Consider the following 17,703-nt stretch of genomic DNA (forward strand, 5'->3'; position numbering starts at 1 on the left):
GTTGAGCGCTGACGGCGCACCGTCAATGCGACCCGGACGCGCCTTGCGGCGCGTTTGGTGCATTGCGTGCATAACGTGCGGCCACAAACGCGCACACGATCAGCTGCAACTGGTGATACAGCATGATCGGCAACACGATCGCGCCCAGGCCGCCACCGGCAAACATCACCTTGGCCATCGGCACGCCGGTGGCCAGGCTTTTCTTCGAGCCGCAAAACACGATGGCGATCTCGTCGGCACGGTTGAAGCCAAGCCGGCGCGCAATGAAGGTGATCGACAGCATGGCCACTGCCAGCAACAGCGCCGCCGCGCCCAGCACTGCGAGCAATGCCGGCAGTGGCGTCTTCTGCCACAGCCCTTCGTTCACCGACGCGCTGAAGGCGGTGTAGACCACCAGCAGGATGGTGCCCTGGTCGGTATAGCGCAGCACCGCGCGATGGCGCTCGACCCAACCGCCGATCCACGGGCGCATTAAATGCCCCGCCAGGAATGGCACCAGCAGCTGCAGCAGGATCTTGCCGATGGCTTCGGCCGGGTGCGCCATCGCGCCCTGGCTGCCGACCATGGCGCCCATCAGCAATGGGGTAAAAAACACGCCCAACAGGCTGGACAGCGAGGCCGCGCACACCGCGGCCGGCACATTGCCGCGCGCCATCGAGGTGAATGCGATCGAGGACTGCACCGTGGACGGCAACGCGCACAGGAACAGCACGCCGATGTAGAGCTCCGGCGTCAGTGCGATATGCGCCAGTGGCTTGAACAACAGGCCGAGCAGCGGAAATAGCACGAACGTGCAGGCCAGGATCACCAGATGCAGGCGCCAATGCAGCGCGCCGGCCTTGACCGCTTCGCGCGAGAGCCGTGCGCCGTGCAGGAAGAACAGCGCGGCGATCGCCACGTCGGTGACATCGTCCATCACCGCGGCCGCGGCGCCCGAGACGGGCAACAGCGAGGCGAGCGTGACCGTGCACAGCAATGCAAGGGTGAAAGGATCGATGCGCAACCGCGCCAACCAATGTTTGATCATGGTGTGAAACTGGGGCAAGAGAGTGTCTAACGCAACCTGCATTGTAGAGTCAGTCGCTCGCTAAGGCATCGTGCCTGCCATGGCGCTGCACCCACATGCGCCTACCCCGCAAGTCGCTTCGAAATTACGTGCCGGTCTCAGTTCGCGCAGCCCTGGATTGCTACATTTATTCAGCACTTGCACACGGCGTGCAGCTGCAGGCGACCACTCCGTCAATGGAGACAGGTCATTCGGCGTTTTCTATCGACCACAGGGAAAGGTGTGTCATGCCCTACGATCAATTCCAACGGACATTCGTGTTGTCGAGCCTGGCCAATTGGGTCAGCACGTGCTCGGGCAGTCAATCCGTGCTGCAGGCGGACTGCCAGCAAATGCTGATTGACACCTTCTCTTTATCTTCCAACCAAAAGGTCATTGGCGACTGGCAGTTGGTCTGGGGGCCGCAGGTCTGGCAGGCACCGGATTCGGTGTTGTCCGGCAACGTCATGTATGTGGCGCATACCGCTGCGATGCCAGGCGTTGGCGAAGCCTATGTGGTCGCACTGAGTGCTACCAATCCCAGGTCGCTCTACGATTGGTTCGGCGAGGATTTCGATGTCGCTTCCAGCGTCGATTTCGCCAGCTTCGATCCGTTGGCAAGCAGTGCACCTGCGGCGCTGAAGAAGCCCGTCGACCCGCAGGGGGTGACGATCTCGATGGGCACCGCCACGGGTGTGTGGCATCTGCTGAATACGGTCAGTCCGCAGACTGCGCTGGCGCCCAACACGACCCTGGTCGAATTTCTGCAAGCCTTGGGCAACACCGGCGCGACGGTGATCTTTACTGGACATAGTCTGGCCGGTGCGCTTTCGCCAACGTTGACGACCTGGTTGAAGACGCATGGCAAACTGGACGGGTTCGATCAGGTCTATTGCTACCCCACTGCGGGGGCAACGCCGGGCAATGCAGGCTTCGCAGCGCTATTTGCAGCGACCTTGCCATCTCCGGGTGTGGGCGAAAAGCCCTACCAGATCTGGAATGCCGACTTGTGGAATACGCTCGATTGCGTGCCGCACGCCTGGGAAATTCCGATGTTGAATCAGATCAGGACGCTGTACGGCAACGCCAAGATCGGTGAAATCGATCTGCTCGTGGATCTGGCGATTCTCAACACCAAGGCATCTACCGTCAGCTATTGCCAGATCGACAATCAGTCCTTGACGGGAACCTCTACCGGCATACCGACGGATATCGGGCAATTTCTTGAGCAGATGAAGTCGCAGCACACCACTGCCTACGATAGCTTGATCGCCGAGCCGATCAAGCCCGTGACCGGGAAGCAGCAGTGCCAGCAGGCCGACGCAATCGAGCAGCAGGCGCGCGATGCCTTGATCGATCGGCTGGTCACGCACGCCCGGCAGATCGAGGCCAGCGATGTGCAGGATGCGGAGACGACTGTCGCTGTGCTTGAGTCCATGGCAAACACCTTGTTCAAGCGGCTCTAGTGTCAGCAATGGCCGACGACGTGCGGAGCGCGTTGGCCTTCAGGCGTGATCGGCTATTGCAAGATTCCCAACGCTGGAGCAGGCCGGCGATTTCGCGAGTCAGCGCGGCATTGCTTGCCCTGACATGATGCCAGCGGAAGTGCATCACGACGCTGCGAGTGCCTTGAGCAGTTCGCGCATTTCGTATTTATCGGTGTCGTCCAGACCCTGCGCGCGCTGTTTGGCCTGCAGTTCTTCCACGCGCTGACGCAGCAACTGTTTGTCGAGCTGGGCGACGACGTCGTGCAGCTCGATTGCCCAACTGTGTTCGTCGCCGGGCAGTTCCTGCGCCGCCAATTTTTGCAACGCGGTCTGCTCCTCGCGCTCGGCGAAGTGCTCCAGCAGCGCGCCTGTGCTGATTTCCGGGCGTTGCCGGACCAGATCCAGCAACTCCATCAACAAGTCGATACCAGGCAGGCGCAATCCGGAAAAATCATGAACGCCCTCCAGGCTCGCTGCCAATGACGGTCGTTGCAGCAGGATGGCGATCGATGCCCGTACCAGGCTGCGTTTCTGCGTGGGGGCACCCATGCGTGCAGGCGGCCGCGGCTTGGGTGCAGACTGCTGCGCGGACGCACCCGCACCAACGCCGGTCAAACGCGCCAGTTCCTGTTTCATCAAATCGCCGAACGCACCCTCGGGGATCTGCGCCAGCATCGGGCGCGCGCGTTCGGCCAGGCGTGCCTTGCCGTCGAGCGTGTGCAGGTTGATCTCGCGCGACATCTCGTCGAAGAAGAACTGTGACAGCGGGGTAGCCTGTTTCAGGCGCTGATCGAAGGCCTGCGCGCCTTCCTTGCGCACGATGGTGTCCGGGTCTTCGCCATCGGGCAGGAACAGGAAGAACGCCTGGCGGCCATCCTTCATGCGCGGCAGCACCGATTCGAGCGCGCGCCAGCCGGCCTTGCGCCCGGCGTTGTCGCCATCGAAGCAGAAGTACACATCCGGCGCATTGCGGAACAACAGCTCGGCATGTTCGGGCGTGGTGGCGGTGCCCAGCGTGGCTACCGCCTGGGTCACGCCGAACTGGAACAGCGAGACCACGTCCATGTAGCCCTCCACCACGATCAGCCGTTCGATCTTCTGATTGGCCTGGCGCACCTGCCACAGGCCGTACAACTCGCGGCCCTTGTGGAACAGCGCGGTTTCCGGCGAATTGAGGTACTTCGGCCCCGGGTCGCGGCCATCGGCCGGCGCACCCATGATGCGTCCGCCGAAGGCGATCACCCGGCCCCGGCGATCGAAGATCGGAAACATCACCCGGTCGCGGAACTTGTCGTAGACGTGGCCGCGATCGTTCTTGGAAAACAGCCCGGCCCGCTCGAGCACACTCATGCGGCGGGCATCGGTGCCCAGGGTGTCCTTCAATGCGCTGTAGCCATCGGGCGCATAGCCGATCTGGAAACGCGCACGGTTCTCCGCATCCACGCCGCGCCCATCCAGATATTCGACCGCGCGCGCGCTGCCTTCGAGCTGACGCTGGAAGAACCTGGTGGCCGCTTCCAGTGCCGAATACAGCTCGCGGCTGTCGTCCTGCTGCTGCGGGGTGCGTTGCTGGGTCTCGCGTGGGATTTCCATGCCGGCGCGCTTGGCCAGCTCGTCGACCGCATCGAGAAATTCGAGGCGGTCGTAATTCATCAGGAAACTGATCGCGGTGCCGTGCGCGCCGCAGCCGAAGCAGTGATAGAACTGCTTGGTCGGCGACACCGTGAACGAGGCCGAGCGCTCGTCATGGAACGGGCAACGTGCCGAATATTCCTTGCCCTGGCGCTTGAGCGGCACGCGGCCGCCCACCACCTCGACGATGTCGGTGCGTGCGAGCAGTTCGTCGATGAATGCGTCGGGGATGCGGGCCATCCCGCTAGGATATCTCAGCGGCCTGCCGGCGCCCTGTCCCGCCATTCAGTGACTGCGTGCGCCAGCCATGCGGAAACCGCTGTTGTCCTCAGCCGCGTGGCAGCGGCGCTGACTCCGACGCTGAAGGCGTGGGCGCTGCATCGGCAGGCGGCACGATCACCGGCGGATGTTCCGGGTCGACACCCGCCTCGCGCAGCTTGCGATGCGAGCGCACGCGCTCGTCGATCACCGCGGTGATCAATGCGCCCACAAAGAACACCACCGAGGCGTAGTACATCCATACCAGCAGGATGACCAGCGTCCCCATCGAACCGTATGCGCTGCCTGGCGCAGCGGTGGCGATATACACGCCAATGGCGTAGCGGCCCAGCGCAAACAACAGCGCAGTGATGACGCCGCCCAGAAACGCCTGGCGCCAATCGACGGTGCGGTCCGGCAGATAGCGATACAGGAACGCGAATGCCAGCGAATACAGCGCCAGCGTCGTCACATATCCGACTGCAGGCAACACCGAGGGCAGGCGTGCGAACACCACCTGCAGTGCGGTGGTGGCGATCATCGACACGATCAGCAAAAAGCCCAGTGCCAGGATCACGCCGAACGAGAACACGCGCTTTTTCAGCCACGCCGTCAGGCCGTCAAGGCGTTGCTTGTCGGTGCGAAAAATCAGGTTCAGGGCGTTCTGCAGCTGCGCAAACACCGCCGTGGCGCCGATGAACAGCAGCAGCGTGCTCCACAAGCCTGCCAGCGAGCCAACGCCAGGCTGAGCGGTGGCGTTGCGAATGATGGTCTGGGCGACTTCGGCAGCGCTGCCGCCCGCCAGTTGCGCGACCTGCTGCACCAACGCGTCCTGCGCGGGTGGATACAGCGAGGCCGTCAGCCACAGCAGAAGGACCAACAGCGGTGCGAGCGACAACAGCGCGTAGAACGACAACGACGCCGCCTGCGTCATCACGTCGATCTCAATAAAGCGGTTCAGCAGCGCCATCGGCACGCTGCGCTGCAGACGGCTCACGTGCTTATGCAGATAGGCGGTTGAAAGCGTCGTCACCGTCGGGAACATCCTTGGCGCATACCGTTGTACGCGCAGGTGACGCCAGAGCAAAGTTGGTATGCGGAAAGACCTTGCCCATGCCTGCGCTGTCCCGCTTTTCTAACAGGGCTGATCCAAAGATCGGGTGAAAGCGGTGAGGAAGGAGGGTCGATGGGCGAAGGCATGCAGCGTGGACCCTTGGCACTTAGCGACGCCCGCTGCAACGGGATGCTGTCCTGGCGTGAAGTACGCAGCGGGGGCAGCCTTTGGTGTATCTGCCGTGCAGCGTCATGCGTTCAGAGGCGTTACGAAATCCTGGTAATGATCGCGTGGCAGGGGGACAGAATGAAAGCCCTTTCGATGCAAGGAGTCGCGCCTGCATCATTGATTCGGATATCTCTGCCAGGAACTGATGCAGGGCGAGATCGAAGTAAGGCGCCATCGCTATTCGTAATGAAGGCAGGTCAGCACAGCTGTCGCAAATCGGGCTGGATCTTCCGCCATCATGAGGTGGCCTGCATTCGGAATGTTTATCCGCATCGCGCATCCCGCATTGGCCCACTCCGGAACATCCCATCCCGCAGACGAGCGCGCTCCGGCAATGAGATACATCGGCGTTGATGAGGTGAGTAAATGACGGATGTCTGTCAAATACTGGTCTGCACCTGTCGTAGCGACAACGGCTTGTGCTTGCGCCCGGATCGTTGAAGCCGGTTGATGGGCCAGCCAACTTCTCGCAAGGGTGGAAGTCCACGCGGTGATTGGAACTCCGGCAGCAGCGATCCATGCATCAGGATCAGCTTTGTAGCTATCCATGATTGCAGTCACCTCGGTCAGTGGCTTTTGTGCAACCTGCCCGGACCAGAAGGCATCTTTCAGAGTGAAGTTGCCCTCGACACTGGTGAAGGAAGCGACGAGCTCGGGGTACAGGCTGCAGACCAGCGCAGAGACTGCTCCGCCCACGGAATGCCCCACGAGATGAACCTTGTTTCTTGCAAGGCGACGAATGTATGCCGCAACGTGGTGCGCCTGATCCGTGAGGGTCAGGTTTTCCGGGGCACAATGCTTATATTGTCCGTAGCCCAGTAAATCCGGCGCATAAACGTCTGCAGTTCCAAAAGCGGTCAGTATGTTCGGGTCTGCCAAATGTCCAAACAGACCATGTACGAGAACGATTGGAGAATTCAGCAAACCCATCATTAATTCCTGGTTCTTCAGGCGTTGCGGATCGATGACGTCCAGGCGAGATGCCCTGATGGGATCTCCGGTGCGCTCGGGTGGGAATCGTACTGCGCGATTGCGCTCCGTCGAGAGAGCTGCATGCTGCGGCAGTCGCCGCAACCGGCGATCGCGGACCCGCCCGGACGCCCCGGCCGATTGGCGCAGGACGTCGCGGAGGTGGGGCTCAGCCGGCCAGGTGCTGCTTGACCAGGGTTGAGACCAGGCCCATGTCGGCCTGACCGGCCAGCTTGGGCTTGAGCGCGCCCATCAGCTTGCCGATGTCGGCCGGGCTGCTGGCGCCGGTCTGCGCGATGGCAGCCTGGATGGCGGCGACGATTTCGGCTTCGCCCATCTTGGCCGGCAGGTAGCGCTCGATCACCACGATCTCCTCGCGCTCGATCTGCGCCAGGTCTTCGCGTGCGGCGGCTTCGAACTGGGTGACCGAGTCCTTGCGCTGCTTGACCATCTTGTCGAGCACGGCGATGACGGCGGTATCGTCCATCTCGATGCGCTCGTCCACTTCCTTCTGCTTGATCGCGGCATTGATCAGCCGGATCACGCCCAGGCTGTGCTTGTCGCCGGACTTCATGGCGGCCTTCATGTCATCGGTGAGCTGCTGCTTGAGGGGCATGCGGTGACTCCTGAGTGTGGGTATCGAATGGTGGCCGAGGCGCCTGGACCCACTGGGTGCGTCGGCCGAAATATGGGCAGTGCGCGCGTCGCAATCAGCACCGTGGCCGGCACGCGTCTCGCACGGGCTGCGCGATGTCGCTGATACGCAACCGCGTGACAGACCAATACAAAAAGCCGGCGACGCTTGCGCGTGCCGGCTCTTGGGTTCGCTCCCGGTGAGACGCGCCTTCAGCGCAGACCCACCGGCAAGGAACCGCGTTCGATCAGTACAAGCGCTGGCGCTTGGTGACGTCGCGCGAGGAACGACGCAGCTGACGCTTCACGGCAGCGGCAGCCTTGCGCTTACGCTCCTGGGTCGGCTTTTCATAGAACTCGCGCTTGCGGGTTTCGGCCAGCACGCCGGCCTTTTCGCAGGTGCGCTTGAAACGACGGAGCGCAAATTCGAAGGGCTCGTTCTCGCGGACTTTAACGCTGGGCATGTGTTCTCCAGAAAATGGGATTTCCGTCCGGGAGCCCCGGGCGGGTGCGAGCGGACTCGCGTGACGGAATTTCCGGGTTGCCCCGGCGAGCCGCGCATTATAACGACTTGCCAACGGCCTGCAAGCCCCCGGCAGAATTTCCTGGCACGACACTGATAAAGCGTGCGCTCGGGCAGGATATGGCCACGATCACGGAGCGAGGCAGCCTATCGTCATCGGCCAATCTGCGCAGCCCAAAAGCTGCGAAAATACGTACATGTCTGTACCTGCCGAGCTGCCGTGAAAGTCCTTGGGATCGAATCATCGTGCGATGAGACCGGCGTAGCGGTCTACGACACCGCGTTGTCCGGTGTGCCGGCGCTACGCGCCCATGCGGTCTACAGCCAGATTGCGTTGCATGCCGAATATGGCGGCGTGGTGCCGGAGCTGGCCAGCCGCGACCACGTGCGCAAGCTGCTGCCGCTGATCCGCCAGACTCTGGGCGAGGCCGGGCTGGGCATCGACGAACTGGATGGTGTGGCCTACACCGCCGGCCCGGGCCTGGTTGGCGCCTTGCTGGTCGGTGCCGGAGTAGCGCGTTCGCTGGCCTGGGCACTGGATGTGCCGGCAATTGGCGTGCATCACATGGAGGGCCACCTGCTGGCACCGTTGATGGAGGACGACCCTCCGGAGCCGCCGTTCGTGGCCTTGCTGGTGTCGGGCGGGCATACCCAATTGGTGTCGGTGAAGGCGCTGGGAAGCTACGAAGTGCTGGGCGAGACCCTGGACGATGCGGCGGGCGAGGCCTTCGACAAGACCGCCAAGATGATGGGCCTGCCGTATCCGGGCGGCCCGCAGCTGGCGGCATTGGCCGAAACCGGCACACCGGGGCGCTATAAATTCGCGCGGCCGATGACCGACCGACCCGGCCTGGATTTCAGTTTCAGCGGACTCAAGACCCAGGTGCTGTTGGCCTGGCGGTCCAGCGATCAGTCGGACACCACCCGGGCCGACATTGCGCGCGGCTTCGAGGACGCGGTGGTGGACACCCTGGTCGTCAAATGCCTGCGCGCGCTGGATGCGGCCGAGTGCAATACGTTGGTGGTGGCTGGCGGCGTGGGTGCGAACAAGCGCTTGCGCGCGCGCCTGCAGGACGCTGCGCAGCGCCGCGGCGGCCGGGTCTGCTTCCCGCGCCCGGCCTTGTGTACTGACAACGGCGCAATGATTGCCTTCGCTGGTGCGCTGCGGCTGCAAGCCGGCGAGCGCGCCGACGCGTCGGTGCATGTGACGCCGCGGTGGGATATGGCTGCGCTGCCGCCATTGGCGGCGAGGGAATCGGCAGTGGGGAATCGGGAATATTGAAGAGCGTTACTCCGAGCCTGTCCGTACGTGCGCTGTTGCCTTTGCTTCTACCCATTTCCGACTCCCGACTCCCGATTTCCCATGGATAAAGTGTTTATTGAAGGTCTCGAAATCGATGCGCTGATCGGCATCTACGACTGGGAGCGGCGCATCCGCCAGACCTTGCGTTTCGATCTGGAGATGGGGTTCGACAACCGTCTTCCGGCGGCCAGCGACGACATCGCCGATACGCTGAACTACAAGGCGGTAAGCAAGCGCTTGGTCGAATTCGTGCAGGCGTCGGACTTCGGGCTGGTCGAGACGCTGGCCGAGCGCTGTGCGGCGATCGTGCTGGATGAATTCGGCGTGCACTGGCTGCGGCTGAAGCTGAGCAAGCCCGGTGCGGTGCGCGGCGCGCAGGCAGTGGGCGTGATCATCGAGCGGGAACGGGCGGTCTGATTGCCGCCGGCCGCATGTCGCGCTGGCCAAGTTCGCTCCTTGCAGATCCACGGGGTGCCGGAGCAAGGGGCGCGACGTTGCCAATCCGGCGCGCCCACGCGCGGTCCAACCGGGCTCTACACCCCCACTCTCGACTCCCGGCCCTCAAAACTTGCCTTCCCGCAGGCGCGTCAGGCTAGAATTGACGGCCATGTAAACGTTTTCTCAAGGATCTCATGGCTGCTGATCGCATCGAAACCCTGATTGCCCGGATGACCGTCGAAGAGAAGGTCGGACAGTTGGGTGTGTTCGCCGACATGGTGCGGCCGTTCGCGCCGGACGTGAATCCCGAAGCCAACGTGCTCAATGCCGACGAGGTGTTGCAGCAGGTGCGCGCCGGCCGGGTCGGCTCGCTGTTCAACGGCGTCGGCGCCGCGCTGGGCGCGCAAATCCAGAAAGTTGCGGTGGAAGAGAGCCGCCTGGGCATCCCGGTGATTCTGGCCGCCGATGTGATCCACGGCATGCGCACGGTGTTCCCGATCCCGCTGGGCGAGGCGGCCAGTTTCGAGCCCGAGTTGGCCGAGCGCACCGCGCGCGCCACCGCGATCGAGGCCACCGCTGCGGGCCTGCACTGGACTTACGCACCGGCCGTGGACATCGCCCGCGACCAGCGTTGGGGCCGTGGTGCCGAAGGTGCCGGCGAAGACGTGTTGCTGGGCGCCGCCTTTGCCGCCGCCCGCGTGCGCGGGTTCCAGGGCAGCGACCTGACCGCCCATGATTCGCTGCTGGCCACGCCGAAGCATTTCGCCGCCTATGGCGCGGTGGCTGCGGGCATGGAATACAACACCGTCGATATTGCGCCGCAAACCTTGCGCGATGTGCACTTGCCGCCGTTCAAGGCCGCCTTCGATGCTGGCGCATTGACCGTGATGTCGTCCTTCAACGACATCAACGGTGTGCCGGCCAGCGCCAACCATGAGTTGCTGACCGAAATCCTGCGCGGCGAATGGCAGTTCCCCGGCTTGGTGATTTCCGATTACACCGCCGATATGGAATTGATCGCGCACGGCTATGCCGCCGATGAGCGCGACGCGACCAAGAAGGCTTTCCTGGCCGGTCTGGACCTGAGCATGCAGAGCGGCTTCTATGCCGCGCATCTGCCGTCGCTGGTGGAAAGCGGCGAGGTGCCGGTGGCGATGTTGGATGCCAGCGTGCGGCGCATCCTGCAGCTGAAAGAAACGATCGGCTTGTTCGACAATCCGTATCGTTCGCTGGACCCGGCGCGCGAAGCCGACACCGCGCATCTGCCAGCGCACGATGCGCTGTCGCGCGATGCGGCGCGGCGTTCGATCGTGCTGCTGAAGAACGAGGGCGCACTGCTGCCGCTGAAAAAGAGCGGCCAACGCATCGCGTTGATCGGCCCATTCGTGCAGGACCGCGAGAACATCGAGGGCTGCTGGACCCTGTTCGGCGACAAGGAACGCTACGTGACGCTGGAGCAGGGCGTGCGTGCGGTGGTCGGCACCGAAGACCTGAGCGTGGTGCCAGGTTGCGGCCTGGAAGAAGCGTTGCCGGGCGGTATCTCCGCGGCGATCGATGCTGCGCAGGCGGCGGATGTGGTGGTGCTAGCGTTGGGCGAGCCGCAGCGCTTCAGTGGCGAGGCGCAATCGCGCACCGAGATCACCTTGCCGCCGGCGCAACAGGCGCTGGCCGAAGCGATTGCAGCGACCGGCACGCCGATGGTGGTGTTGCTGCGGAATGGCCGCGCGCTGGCCTTGAGCGGTGCGGTGCGCGATGCCGACGCGATTGCGGTGACCTGGTATCTGGGCACGCAGACCGGCACCGGCGTGGCCGATGTGCTGTTCGGCGACTACAACCCGTCAGCGCGTTTGCCGATCAGCTTCCCGCAGGTCACCGGGCAGCAGCCGTACTTCTACAATCATCTGCGCACCGGCCGCCCGGAGTTACCGACCCTGTCCGAGTACAAGGCGCGTTGGCGCGAGATGCCAAACGAGCCGCTGTATCCATTCGGGTATGGCTTGAGCTACACCACGTTTGCGTATGCGCAGCCGCAGTTGAGTGCGGCGCAACTCGGTTGGGATGACACGCTGACCATTACCACGCGCGTCACCAACACCGGCAAAGTCGCAGGCGAAGAAGTGGTGCAGGTGTATGTGCACGATCGCGTGGCCAGCCGCGTGCGCCCGGTGCGTGAGCTCAAGGGGTTCTGCAAGGTGCTGCTGCAGCCGGGCGAGAGCCGGGACGTGGTGTTCACGTTGGTGCGCGATGCGTTGGCATTCACCAATCACAAGGGCGTCTTCGGTGCCGAGCCAGGTCTGTTCGACGTGTGGGTATGCGCGTCGGCCAAGAGCGGCGAGGCAGTGACTTTCGAGCTGCTGGAAAGCTGACAGCGGTAGGCTTTAGGGTGCGGCCGGCATGTAGGCTGCGCTCTTGAGTGAGTTGCGGGAGTTAGGCCAACGCTGTTGCTGCCGATACGTGACTGGTGCTGGCAGCTGTGCAGCTTGCGCAGCGATGACCGCAGCTGGGAGTGCTACATCACTCAACTAGCGCGCTGCATCGACGCACGGCATTGATGAGACCGGCACGCATCCTCGACCGATCGTGATGCCGTTTGTCCTCACGATCGCCAGCGCTCCAACAGCGCGTGGCGATCGTGCGAACCGGGTGACCAGTGCGACAGCAGCAAGTGCCGGCTGACGTAGTGCTTGCGCGCGATGACGACTGTCCAATGTCGCCATCGCGCCAATCGATGCATCAAGCCAGAGTTGCATCAGCGCATAGCTCGCACCCCCTCAAGCGTCGTTCTCGACCGCCGCCTTGCTCTTGGGCGTGAGTTTTAGCAAACGTCCGGTGCTGCCGCTGGCTTCGTCTTCGAGCAGCCAAAGCGCGCCGTCCGGGCCTTGCTCCACTTCGCGGATGCGTGCGCCCATGTCGTAACGGGCCACTTCACGCGGCTGGTCGCCCAGCGACACCTGCACCAGCGCCATCGACGACAGCCCACCGATAAAGCCATTGCCGCGCCATGCCGGGAACTGCTTGCCGCCGTAAATCACAAAGCCAGCAGGCGAAATCACCGGCGTCCAGCTGATCTTGGGCGCGGCGAACTCCGGGCGCGTGTTGTGGTCCGGAATCGGCGTGCCGTCGTAGTTGTCGCCGTTGGAGACGATCGGGTACCCGTAGTTGGCGCCGCGCTGGATCAGGTTCAACTCATCGCCACCGAGCGGGCCCATTTCGTGTTCCCACAGGCGTCCCTTGCTGTCGAAGGCCAGGCCGAGAATATTGCGGTGACCTGACGACCACACCTGCGCGGCAACGTCGCCTTGCGCAACGAAGGGGTTGTCGGCCGGCACGCTGCCGTCGTCATTGAGCCGGATCAGCTTGCCGAGGTTGGCTTTCATATCCTGAGCGGGGGTAAATTTCTGCCGTTCGCTGGAGCTGATCCACAGCTTGCCATCCGGCCCGAAAGCCAATCGGTGCCCGAAGTGGCCATTGCCGGTGACCTTGGGGTCCTGGCGCCAGATCACGTTCAGGTCCGACAGCACGCCGCCGCCGGTTGCATCCAGGGTGAGCTTGGCGCGCGCCACCGCAGCGCCGCGTGTGTCGCCCTCGCCCGGCTCTGCATAACTGACGTAGACCAAGCCGTTCTTGGCGAAACGCGGATGCGCCAGCACATCGCCAAAACCGCCTTGGCCGCCGTAAGCGACGGCCGGAACGCCGGTGATGGCGCTCTTGCGTTTGGTCTTGGGGTCCAGCCGCATCAACGCACCGCGCTTTTCGCTCACCAGCAATGTGCCATCGGGCAGGAAGGTCATTGCCCAGGGTTCGTCGAAATCGGCAACCGTAGTGGCCTGAAATGGCCACTGTGCTTTGGGGATGGAGGCCGCGGCGGCGGCGGGCGCGGCAACTGCCGCGCCGGTAGTGAACAAGGTGGCCGCGCAGGCCAGAGCAAGCAAACGTCGGGCAGACATGGAGTCCTCCTGGGGATAGGGCGCGGTGACACTGCAGCCCTCCCGCAACGTGTCCCGCGTCGGGTTTTCAAGTACCTTACACGACGCCGCCGGGGTCGCCTTTGTTGCAGATCACTGTCTGCAAGACGTCCGCGTCTCACATCGTTGTATGTCATGCATCGTTTCACCATGAAAAGGAGTTTCCATGGCCACGCAAAAAACCTCGTCTGCTTTTATCGCCGCATCCTGGGCCGCATTGTTGCTAGGCGGTGCGGCGTATCTGATCGGACTGTGGAATGCCCAGATGTTGCTCAACGAGAAGGGTTACTACTTCACGCTGCTGTTGTTCGGTTTGTTCGCATCGGTGTCATTGCAGAAGAGCGTGCGTGACCGCGCCGATGGGATTCCGGTCACCGGCTTGTACTATGCCATTTGCTGGTTCTCGCTGATCGTGGCGTTGGTGCTGCTGACCATCGGTCTGATCAACGCAACGTTGTTACTGAGCGAAAAAGGCTTTTACGCAATGGCCTATGCGCTGAGCCTGTTTGGTGCGGTTGCGGTGCAGAAGAACACCCGCGATGCGATGGAGATCGATACCGCGTCGCGCATTGCGCGGAGCGTGCCGCCTGCACTCGACTAATACATGAGAGATCGTGCGATGCAACAACGCCACCTTGACGGTGGCGTTGTCGTTTCAGCGCTTATGTGTCTCGTCGCCAGTCACCAAATCGGCTGCGTTTTCCCAGGCGCGCTTGACTGCGTGACGCGCCTTGCTCCAACTCAGTGAAGACGTTCCACGCTTGGCTTCCCAATCGCGATGCAGCTCGGCTTCAACCTGGTCGTAGGCGCGCGCGTTGTCACGGATGCGCGCTTCATGGCCTGCGAGGTAAGCACCTTCATAATCTTCGTAGCGATCGCCTTCGGTGTAGTACGGTTCTTCGGTGAAGCGTTCGCGCCAATACGTCGATACGTTCTGACTGCGGTCTTCGTCCGGTGCACGGCCCGGAATCTGATACGGCACGTTCATGCGCGTCTCCGTGGTGGATGTGTGTTCTACCGTAGGTCGCTTGCTGTTAATTTCATTGCCAGGGCGAGTGAGGGGAACATCAAAGCCGCAGGTCCACACAGTGCAGGACGACCACATTCGAATGGACTATCGCTGCGGCCCGGCGCATGGTGTCTTGCCTGCGATTCAGGTGGTCGCTGAGGCTGCTTCATACGGCAATGCTGTCGCGCCAGCGGCCACCATCGCTGGCGCGGCATCCTGCAATGCCGCTTGCTCGGCATCAAGGATGACCAACACGCGCCCTGCCTGGATTTCGTCTTCGAACTGACGGCGTACCGGATCGGGCACCGTCGCACCGATCAATGCCGACGACCAGCTGCCGACCAGCGCGCCAGCCAGCGCCATCACGCCTGCGCCCGCCAAGGTCAGCCCGATCGGTGGCACGGCAATGGCCACCAGCCCTGCCACCAGACCGGCCGCACCGCCGGTGGCCGCGCCACGTGCGGCCGCAGGAAGGAAATCGGTGTTTGCGTCCTTGCGTTCGTCCGGCACATCCTGCAATTCGATATCAGAGCGGGCGATCAATGACAGCGCATCGTTATCGATCCCCGCGCTGCGTGCCGCCTGCAGAACACGTTGCGCACTGTCGAGATCGGCAGTGCTGTAGACATGGCGCAGTTTCATCGCGAGCTCCCGTAAGCTGAGAGCCGCAGCGTTGGATGCACGCGGTTAGGCGTGCGTGAGCGCTGCGCGAGAGTGCTGCGAAACGTCTGGTTGCGATGGAGCGAGCGCCTTGCCGTCAGCCGAGGTCGGCCAGTATCCGACGCTCCGTTGTAGTGCGCGTACTGCAGTGGCTGCGCGTGCTCCAATTCCGCTAAATAACGACGCCGTAGCGCGCTCAGCTGTTCTCAACTTGCTTGCGCGGAAATAGATAAAACGCCCAGCCGACCAACAGCGCGACGCCTGCAGCGGCCAGGTTCTGCCAGCTGGCGCTGGCCAGCAAGCCCAGCGACAGCAACAAAGCGGCGATGGGGATGGCCGGGCCGCCAGGTAGGCGTAAGGTATCGGTGCGTTGCCGGTATCTGCGCGCCAGCACGATCACCGCCGCTGCGGTGCCGATGTAAGCGAACAGGCGCGTGACCATCGACAGTAACGCCAGCTGCGTAAACGATCCGGACAACGCCAGTGCAAGCGACAGCACGCCCTGGGTAAGCACTGCTGCGGCAGGCGTGTGGAAGCGCGGATGTACGCGTGCCAGGAACGCAGGTCCATACCCATCGCGAGCAAGCGCAAACAGAAAACGCGGACCCAGCATCACCGTGTTGCTGGTGGTGCCGAGGATCGAAATGGTGGCACCCACCGTCAGGATCAGTGCCAATGCTTCGCCACCGAATCGGCTTGCTGCATCTGCCAACGGTGTGGGCGAGGCGGCAAGATTCGGTAGCGTGCCCTGGGCTACCACCTGCACCGCGGCGTAGATCAGGGTCACGGTGACGATCATGGTGATCAAGGCGAAGGGCACATCGCGCCGCGGGTTGCGGTACTCGCCAGCGGCTGCGGGAATGTTTTCGAAACCCGCGTAGGCAAATAGCAGCAACAAGGCCGCTTCACCGAGATTGCCCAGGTCACGCAGATCGGGCGTGGTGCCGGCAAACGCCCACGACCAATCCACATAGAACACACCGATCGCCACGAACAGCAGCAATGGCACCAGCTTGCCGATCACCAGCGCGATGCCGGTGCGCGCGGCCGATTTCACGCCGATCACGTTGATGGCGGTGAGCAGGCCCAACGAGCCGACCACCACCAACGAGCGCGCCCAGGTATCGATAGATGCGGTGGGCCAAAACCGCGCGACTGCATCGGCCAGACCATTGCTCAAAGCGGCAGCCGAACTGATGCGGGTGAGCCAGATCATCCAGCCGATCTGAAAGCCGACGAACGGGCCGAATGCTTCTCGCGTGTAGAGATAGCTGCCACCCGGCGTATCGAAGTAGCTCGCCGCCTGCGCGTAGCACAGCACCAGCAAAGCCACCGCCAGGCCAGCCAGCATCACCGCCCACAGGCTCATCGGCCCCAGCAGGGCGGCAGTCGCGGCAGGTAGTAAATAAATGCCGCTGCCGATGACATCGTTGATCGACAGGCCGACGATCTGCCAGCGGCTGACGACACGGACCAACCCCGTTGCATCCGGTGCAGGCTGCGGTGTGCTCATGGCGCCTCCTCGGTCAGTGCAGGCAAGTGCCACGCAGTGTGCAGACGTGCGTGCTCTGCGCGTGGCAGCAGCACGAACAGCGGGTGATCGTCCGGCTTCAGCCAGGCGAGCAGGTGTTGCATGTCGGCCGCTGCCATCGCGGTGCAGCCTGCGGTGAACTGGCCCGGCGTGCGCCATAGATGCGCGAAAATGCAGCTGCCGCGTCCGGGAATGGACTTGGGATTGTGCGCGATCATGAAGCCCTCGCTGTAGCGCGCATCGCCTGCGTGGCGCAGATCCAGGCGCATCGGTTCGGTCGAGCCGGCCACGGCTGTATCGCCCACTTGCGCGGCATCGACGATGCGGTTGTAGAGCGGCGAGCTGGGCACATCCATGCAGTAATGGGTGGCGCTCATCGCCTGGTACGGCATCGCGCTGCCGATGCTCGGCGCGTAACCAAAAGCCGGACCGATGGCGAAGATGCCGGCAGGGCTGCGGCCATCGCCCTCGCGTTTTTGCGGGCCCTGCGGCTGCGCCGGATGCAGGCCCTCGCCCCATGCACTGCCATGCCGCCCTAGCGCGACTGCGAAGCTCTGCGCAGCCGGCTGCCATTTGCCATCCACATGGGTGAACGTCTGCAGGCGCGCCTGCGTGCTGTTCCAGTCCGGTGTGGTCACCACGATCAACGTGCGTGCCTGCTTCAAGGCATCGATTGGATCGGCGGCGACGGCGAGACTGCTACAGCTTGCGAGCGCCAACAGCACGAAGGGTCGAAACACGGGGGCAAGGTGCATGCAGGCTCCGGGCGTTGGGTCGAGCGGGATGAGTCTAGGGAGATACATGGTTGTCTGGAGACGGAGCGCTAGGGTGGTGCTGCGTGACCGACGCCGTGTTGTCGCTACTGTACTCAGCAATGCGGTTGCGTGGTGCATGTGCGTGCGATGTCCATGCGCCCTGTTGGTAGCGGCATATCGTGGCGAACACCTCTTGCTTGGTGTCGTTTCGTT

At 63.2% G+C, this 17,703-nt stretch carries 16 protein-coding genes; 5 read left to right on the forward strand and 11 right to left on the reverse strand.

Annotated elements, in window-relative coordinates; all coding sequences use genetic code 11:
* Positions 1 to 22: 22 nt before the first annotated feature.
* Positions 23 to 1,027: a bile acid:sodium symporter family protein gene (locus M0D43_RS13575; protein WP_252161811.1), complete on the reverse strand. Its 1,005-nt coding sequence runs from the start codon at positions 1,025 to 1,027 to the stop codon at positions 23 to 25.
* A gap of 371 nt (positions 1,028 to 1,398) precedes the next feature.
* Here M0D43_RS13575 and M0D43_RS13580 point away from each other — a divergent pair, with 371 nt between their 5' ends.
* A complete protein-coding gene (locus M0D43_RS13580) occupies positions 1,399 to 2,511 on the forward strand; it encodes a lipase family protein (protein ID WP_252161812.1) in 1,113 nt (370 codons plus the stop codon).
* 144 nt (positions 2,512 to 2,655) lie between these two features.
* On the opposite strand, the gene dnaG is transcribed toward M0D43_RS13580, so the two are convergent.
* The 5 genes from dnaG to rpsU form a co-directional block, all read right to left on the reverse strand.
* The gene (dnaG, locus tag M0D43_RS13585) at positions 2,656 to 4,404 is read right to left on the reverse strand and encodes a DNA primase (protein WP_260807253.1); all 1,749 of its coding nucleotides are present in this window, start codon (positions 4,402 to 4,404) and stop codon (positions 2,656 to 2,658) included.
* A gap of 88 nt (positions 4,405 to 4,492) precedes the next feature.
* A complete protein-coding gene (locus M0D43_RS13590; RefSeq protein WP_252161814.1) occupies positions 4,493 to 5,455 on the reverse strand; it encodes a YihY/virulence factor BrkB family protein in 963 nt (320 codons plus the stop codon).
* Positions 5,456 to 5,881: 426 nt separating this feature from the next.
* Positions 5,882 to 6,634: an alpha/beta fold hydrolase gene (locus M0D43_RS13595; RefSeq protein WP_252161815.1), complete on the reverse strand. Its 753-nt coding sequence runs from the start codon at positions 6,632 to 6,634 to the stop codon at positions 5,882 to 5,884.
* A 208-nt stretch (positions 6,635 to 6,842) separates the two neighbouring features.
* A complete protein-coding gene (locus M0D43_RS13600) occupies positions 6,843 to 7,289 on the reverse strand; it encodes a GatB/YqeY domain-containing protein (RefSeq protein ID WP_252161816.1) in 447 nt (148 codons plus the stop codon).
* Positions 7,290 to 7,554: 265 nt separating this feature from the next.
* Positions 7,555 to 7,770 (reverse strand): 30S ribosomal protein S21, encoded by a 216-nt coding sequence (rpsU, locus tag M0D43_RS13605; RefSeq protein WP_002808376.1) that lies wholly within the window; start codon positions 7,768 to 7,770, stop codon positions 7,555 to 7,557.
* Positions 7,771 to 8,049: 279 nt separating this feature from the next.
* On the opposite strand from rpsU, the gene tsaD reads away from it, so the two are divergent.
* From tsaD to M0D43_RS13620, 3 genes are all read left to right on the forward strand, one after another.
* Positions 8,050 to 9,111, forward strand: a complete 1,062-nt coding sequence (tsaD, locus tag M0D43_RS13610; protein ID WP_252161817.1) for a tRNA (adenosine(37)-N6)-threonylcarbamoyltransferase complex transferase subunit TsaD — start codon at positions 8,050 to 8,052, stop codon at positions 9,109 to 9,111.
* A gap of 81 nt (positions 9,112 to 9,192) precedes the next feature.
* Positions 9,193 to 9,549 carry a dihydroneopterin aldolase gene (folB, locus tag M0D43_RS13615; RefSeq protein ID WP_252161818.1) on the forward strand — a complete coding sequence of 119 codons (357 nt, stop codon included), beginning with the start codon at positions 9,193 to 9,195 and terminating at the stop codon, positions 9,547 to 9,549.
* 215 nt (positions 9,550 to 9,764) lie between these two features.
* A complete protein-coding gene (locus M0D43_RS13620; RefSeq protein ID WP_252161819.1) occupies positions 9,765 to 11,936 on the forward strand; it encodes a glycoside hydrolase family 3 N-terminal domain-containing protein in 2,172 nt (723 codons plus the stop codon).
* Positions 11,937 to 12,341: 405 nt separating this feature from the next.
* On the opposite strand, the gene M0D43_RS13625 is transcribed toward M0D43_RS13620, so the two are convergent.
* Entirely contained in the window at positions 12,342 to 13,517 is a 1,176-nt protein-coding gene (locus tag M0D43_RS13625; RefSeq protein ID WP_252161820.1) for a PQQ-dependent sugar dehydrogenase, read from the reverse strand.
* Between the two features lie 184 nt (positions 13,518 to 13,701).
* On the opposite strand from M0D43_RS13625, the gene yiaA reads away from it, so the two are divergent.
* The gene (gene yiaA, locus M0D43_RS13630; protein WP_260807254.1) at positions 13,702 to 14,136 is read left to right on the forward strand and encodes an inner membrane protein YiaA; all 435 of its coding nucleotides are present in this window, start codon (positions 13,702 to 13,704) and stop codon (positions 14,134 to 14,136) included.
* Positions 14,137 to 14,190: 54 nt separating this feature from the next.
* Here the strand turns inward: yiaA and M0D43_RS13635 are convergent, their stop codons facing one another.
* From M0D43_RS13635 to M0D43_RS13650, 4 genes are all read right to left on the reverse strand, one after another.
* Positions 14,191 to 14,523 carry a hypothetical protein gene (locus tag M0D43_RS13635; RefSeq protein WP_252161822.1) on the reverse strand — a complete coding sequence of 111 codons (333 nt, stop codon included), beginning with the start codon at positions 14,521 to 14,523 and terminating at the stop codon, positions 14,191 to 14,193.
* 165 nt (positions 14,524 to 14,688) lie between these two features.
* Positions 14,689 to 15,186 (reverse strand): hypothetical protein, encoded by a 498-nt coding sequence (locus M0D43_RS13640; protein WP_260807255.1) that lies wholly within the window; start codon positions 15,184 to 15,186, stop codon positions 14,689 to 14,691.
* 214 nt (positions 15,187 to 15,400) lie between these two features.
* Positions 15,401 to 16,717: an APC family permease gene (locus M0D43_RS13645; RefSeq protein WP_252161824.1), complete on the reverse strand. Its 1,317-nt coding sequence runs from the start codon at positions 16,715 to 16,717 to the stop codon at positions 15,401 to 15,403.
* Positions 16,714 to 17,490 (reverse strand): L,D-transpeptidase family protein, encoded by a 777-nt coding sequence (locus tag M0D43_RS13650; protein ID WP_252161825.1) that lies wholly within the window; start codon positions 17,488 to 17,490, stop codon positions 16,714 to 16,716. The genes M0D43_RS13645 and M0D43_RS13650 overlap by 4 nt, the downstream gene beginning before the upstream one ends.
* Positions 17,491 to 17,703 lie beyond the last annotated feature (213 nt).

The sequence above is a fragment of the Xanthomonas prunicola genome (assembly GCF_025266575.1).
Lineage (GTDB): Bacteria > Pseudomonadota > Gammaproteobacteria > Xanthomonadales > Xanthomonadaceae > Xanthomonas > Xanthomonas prunicola.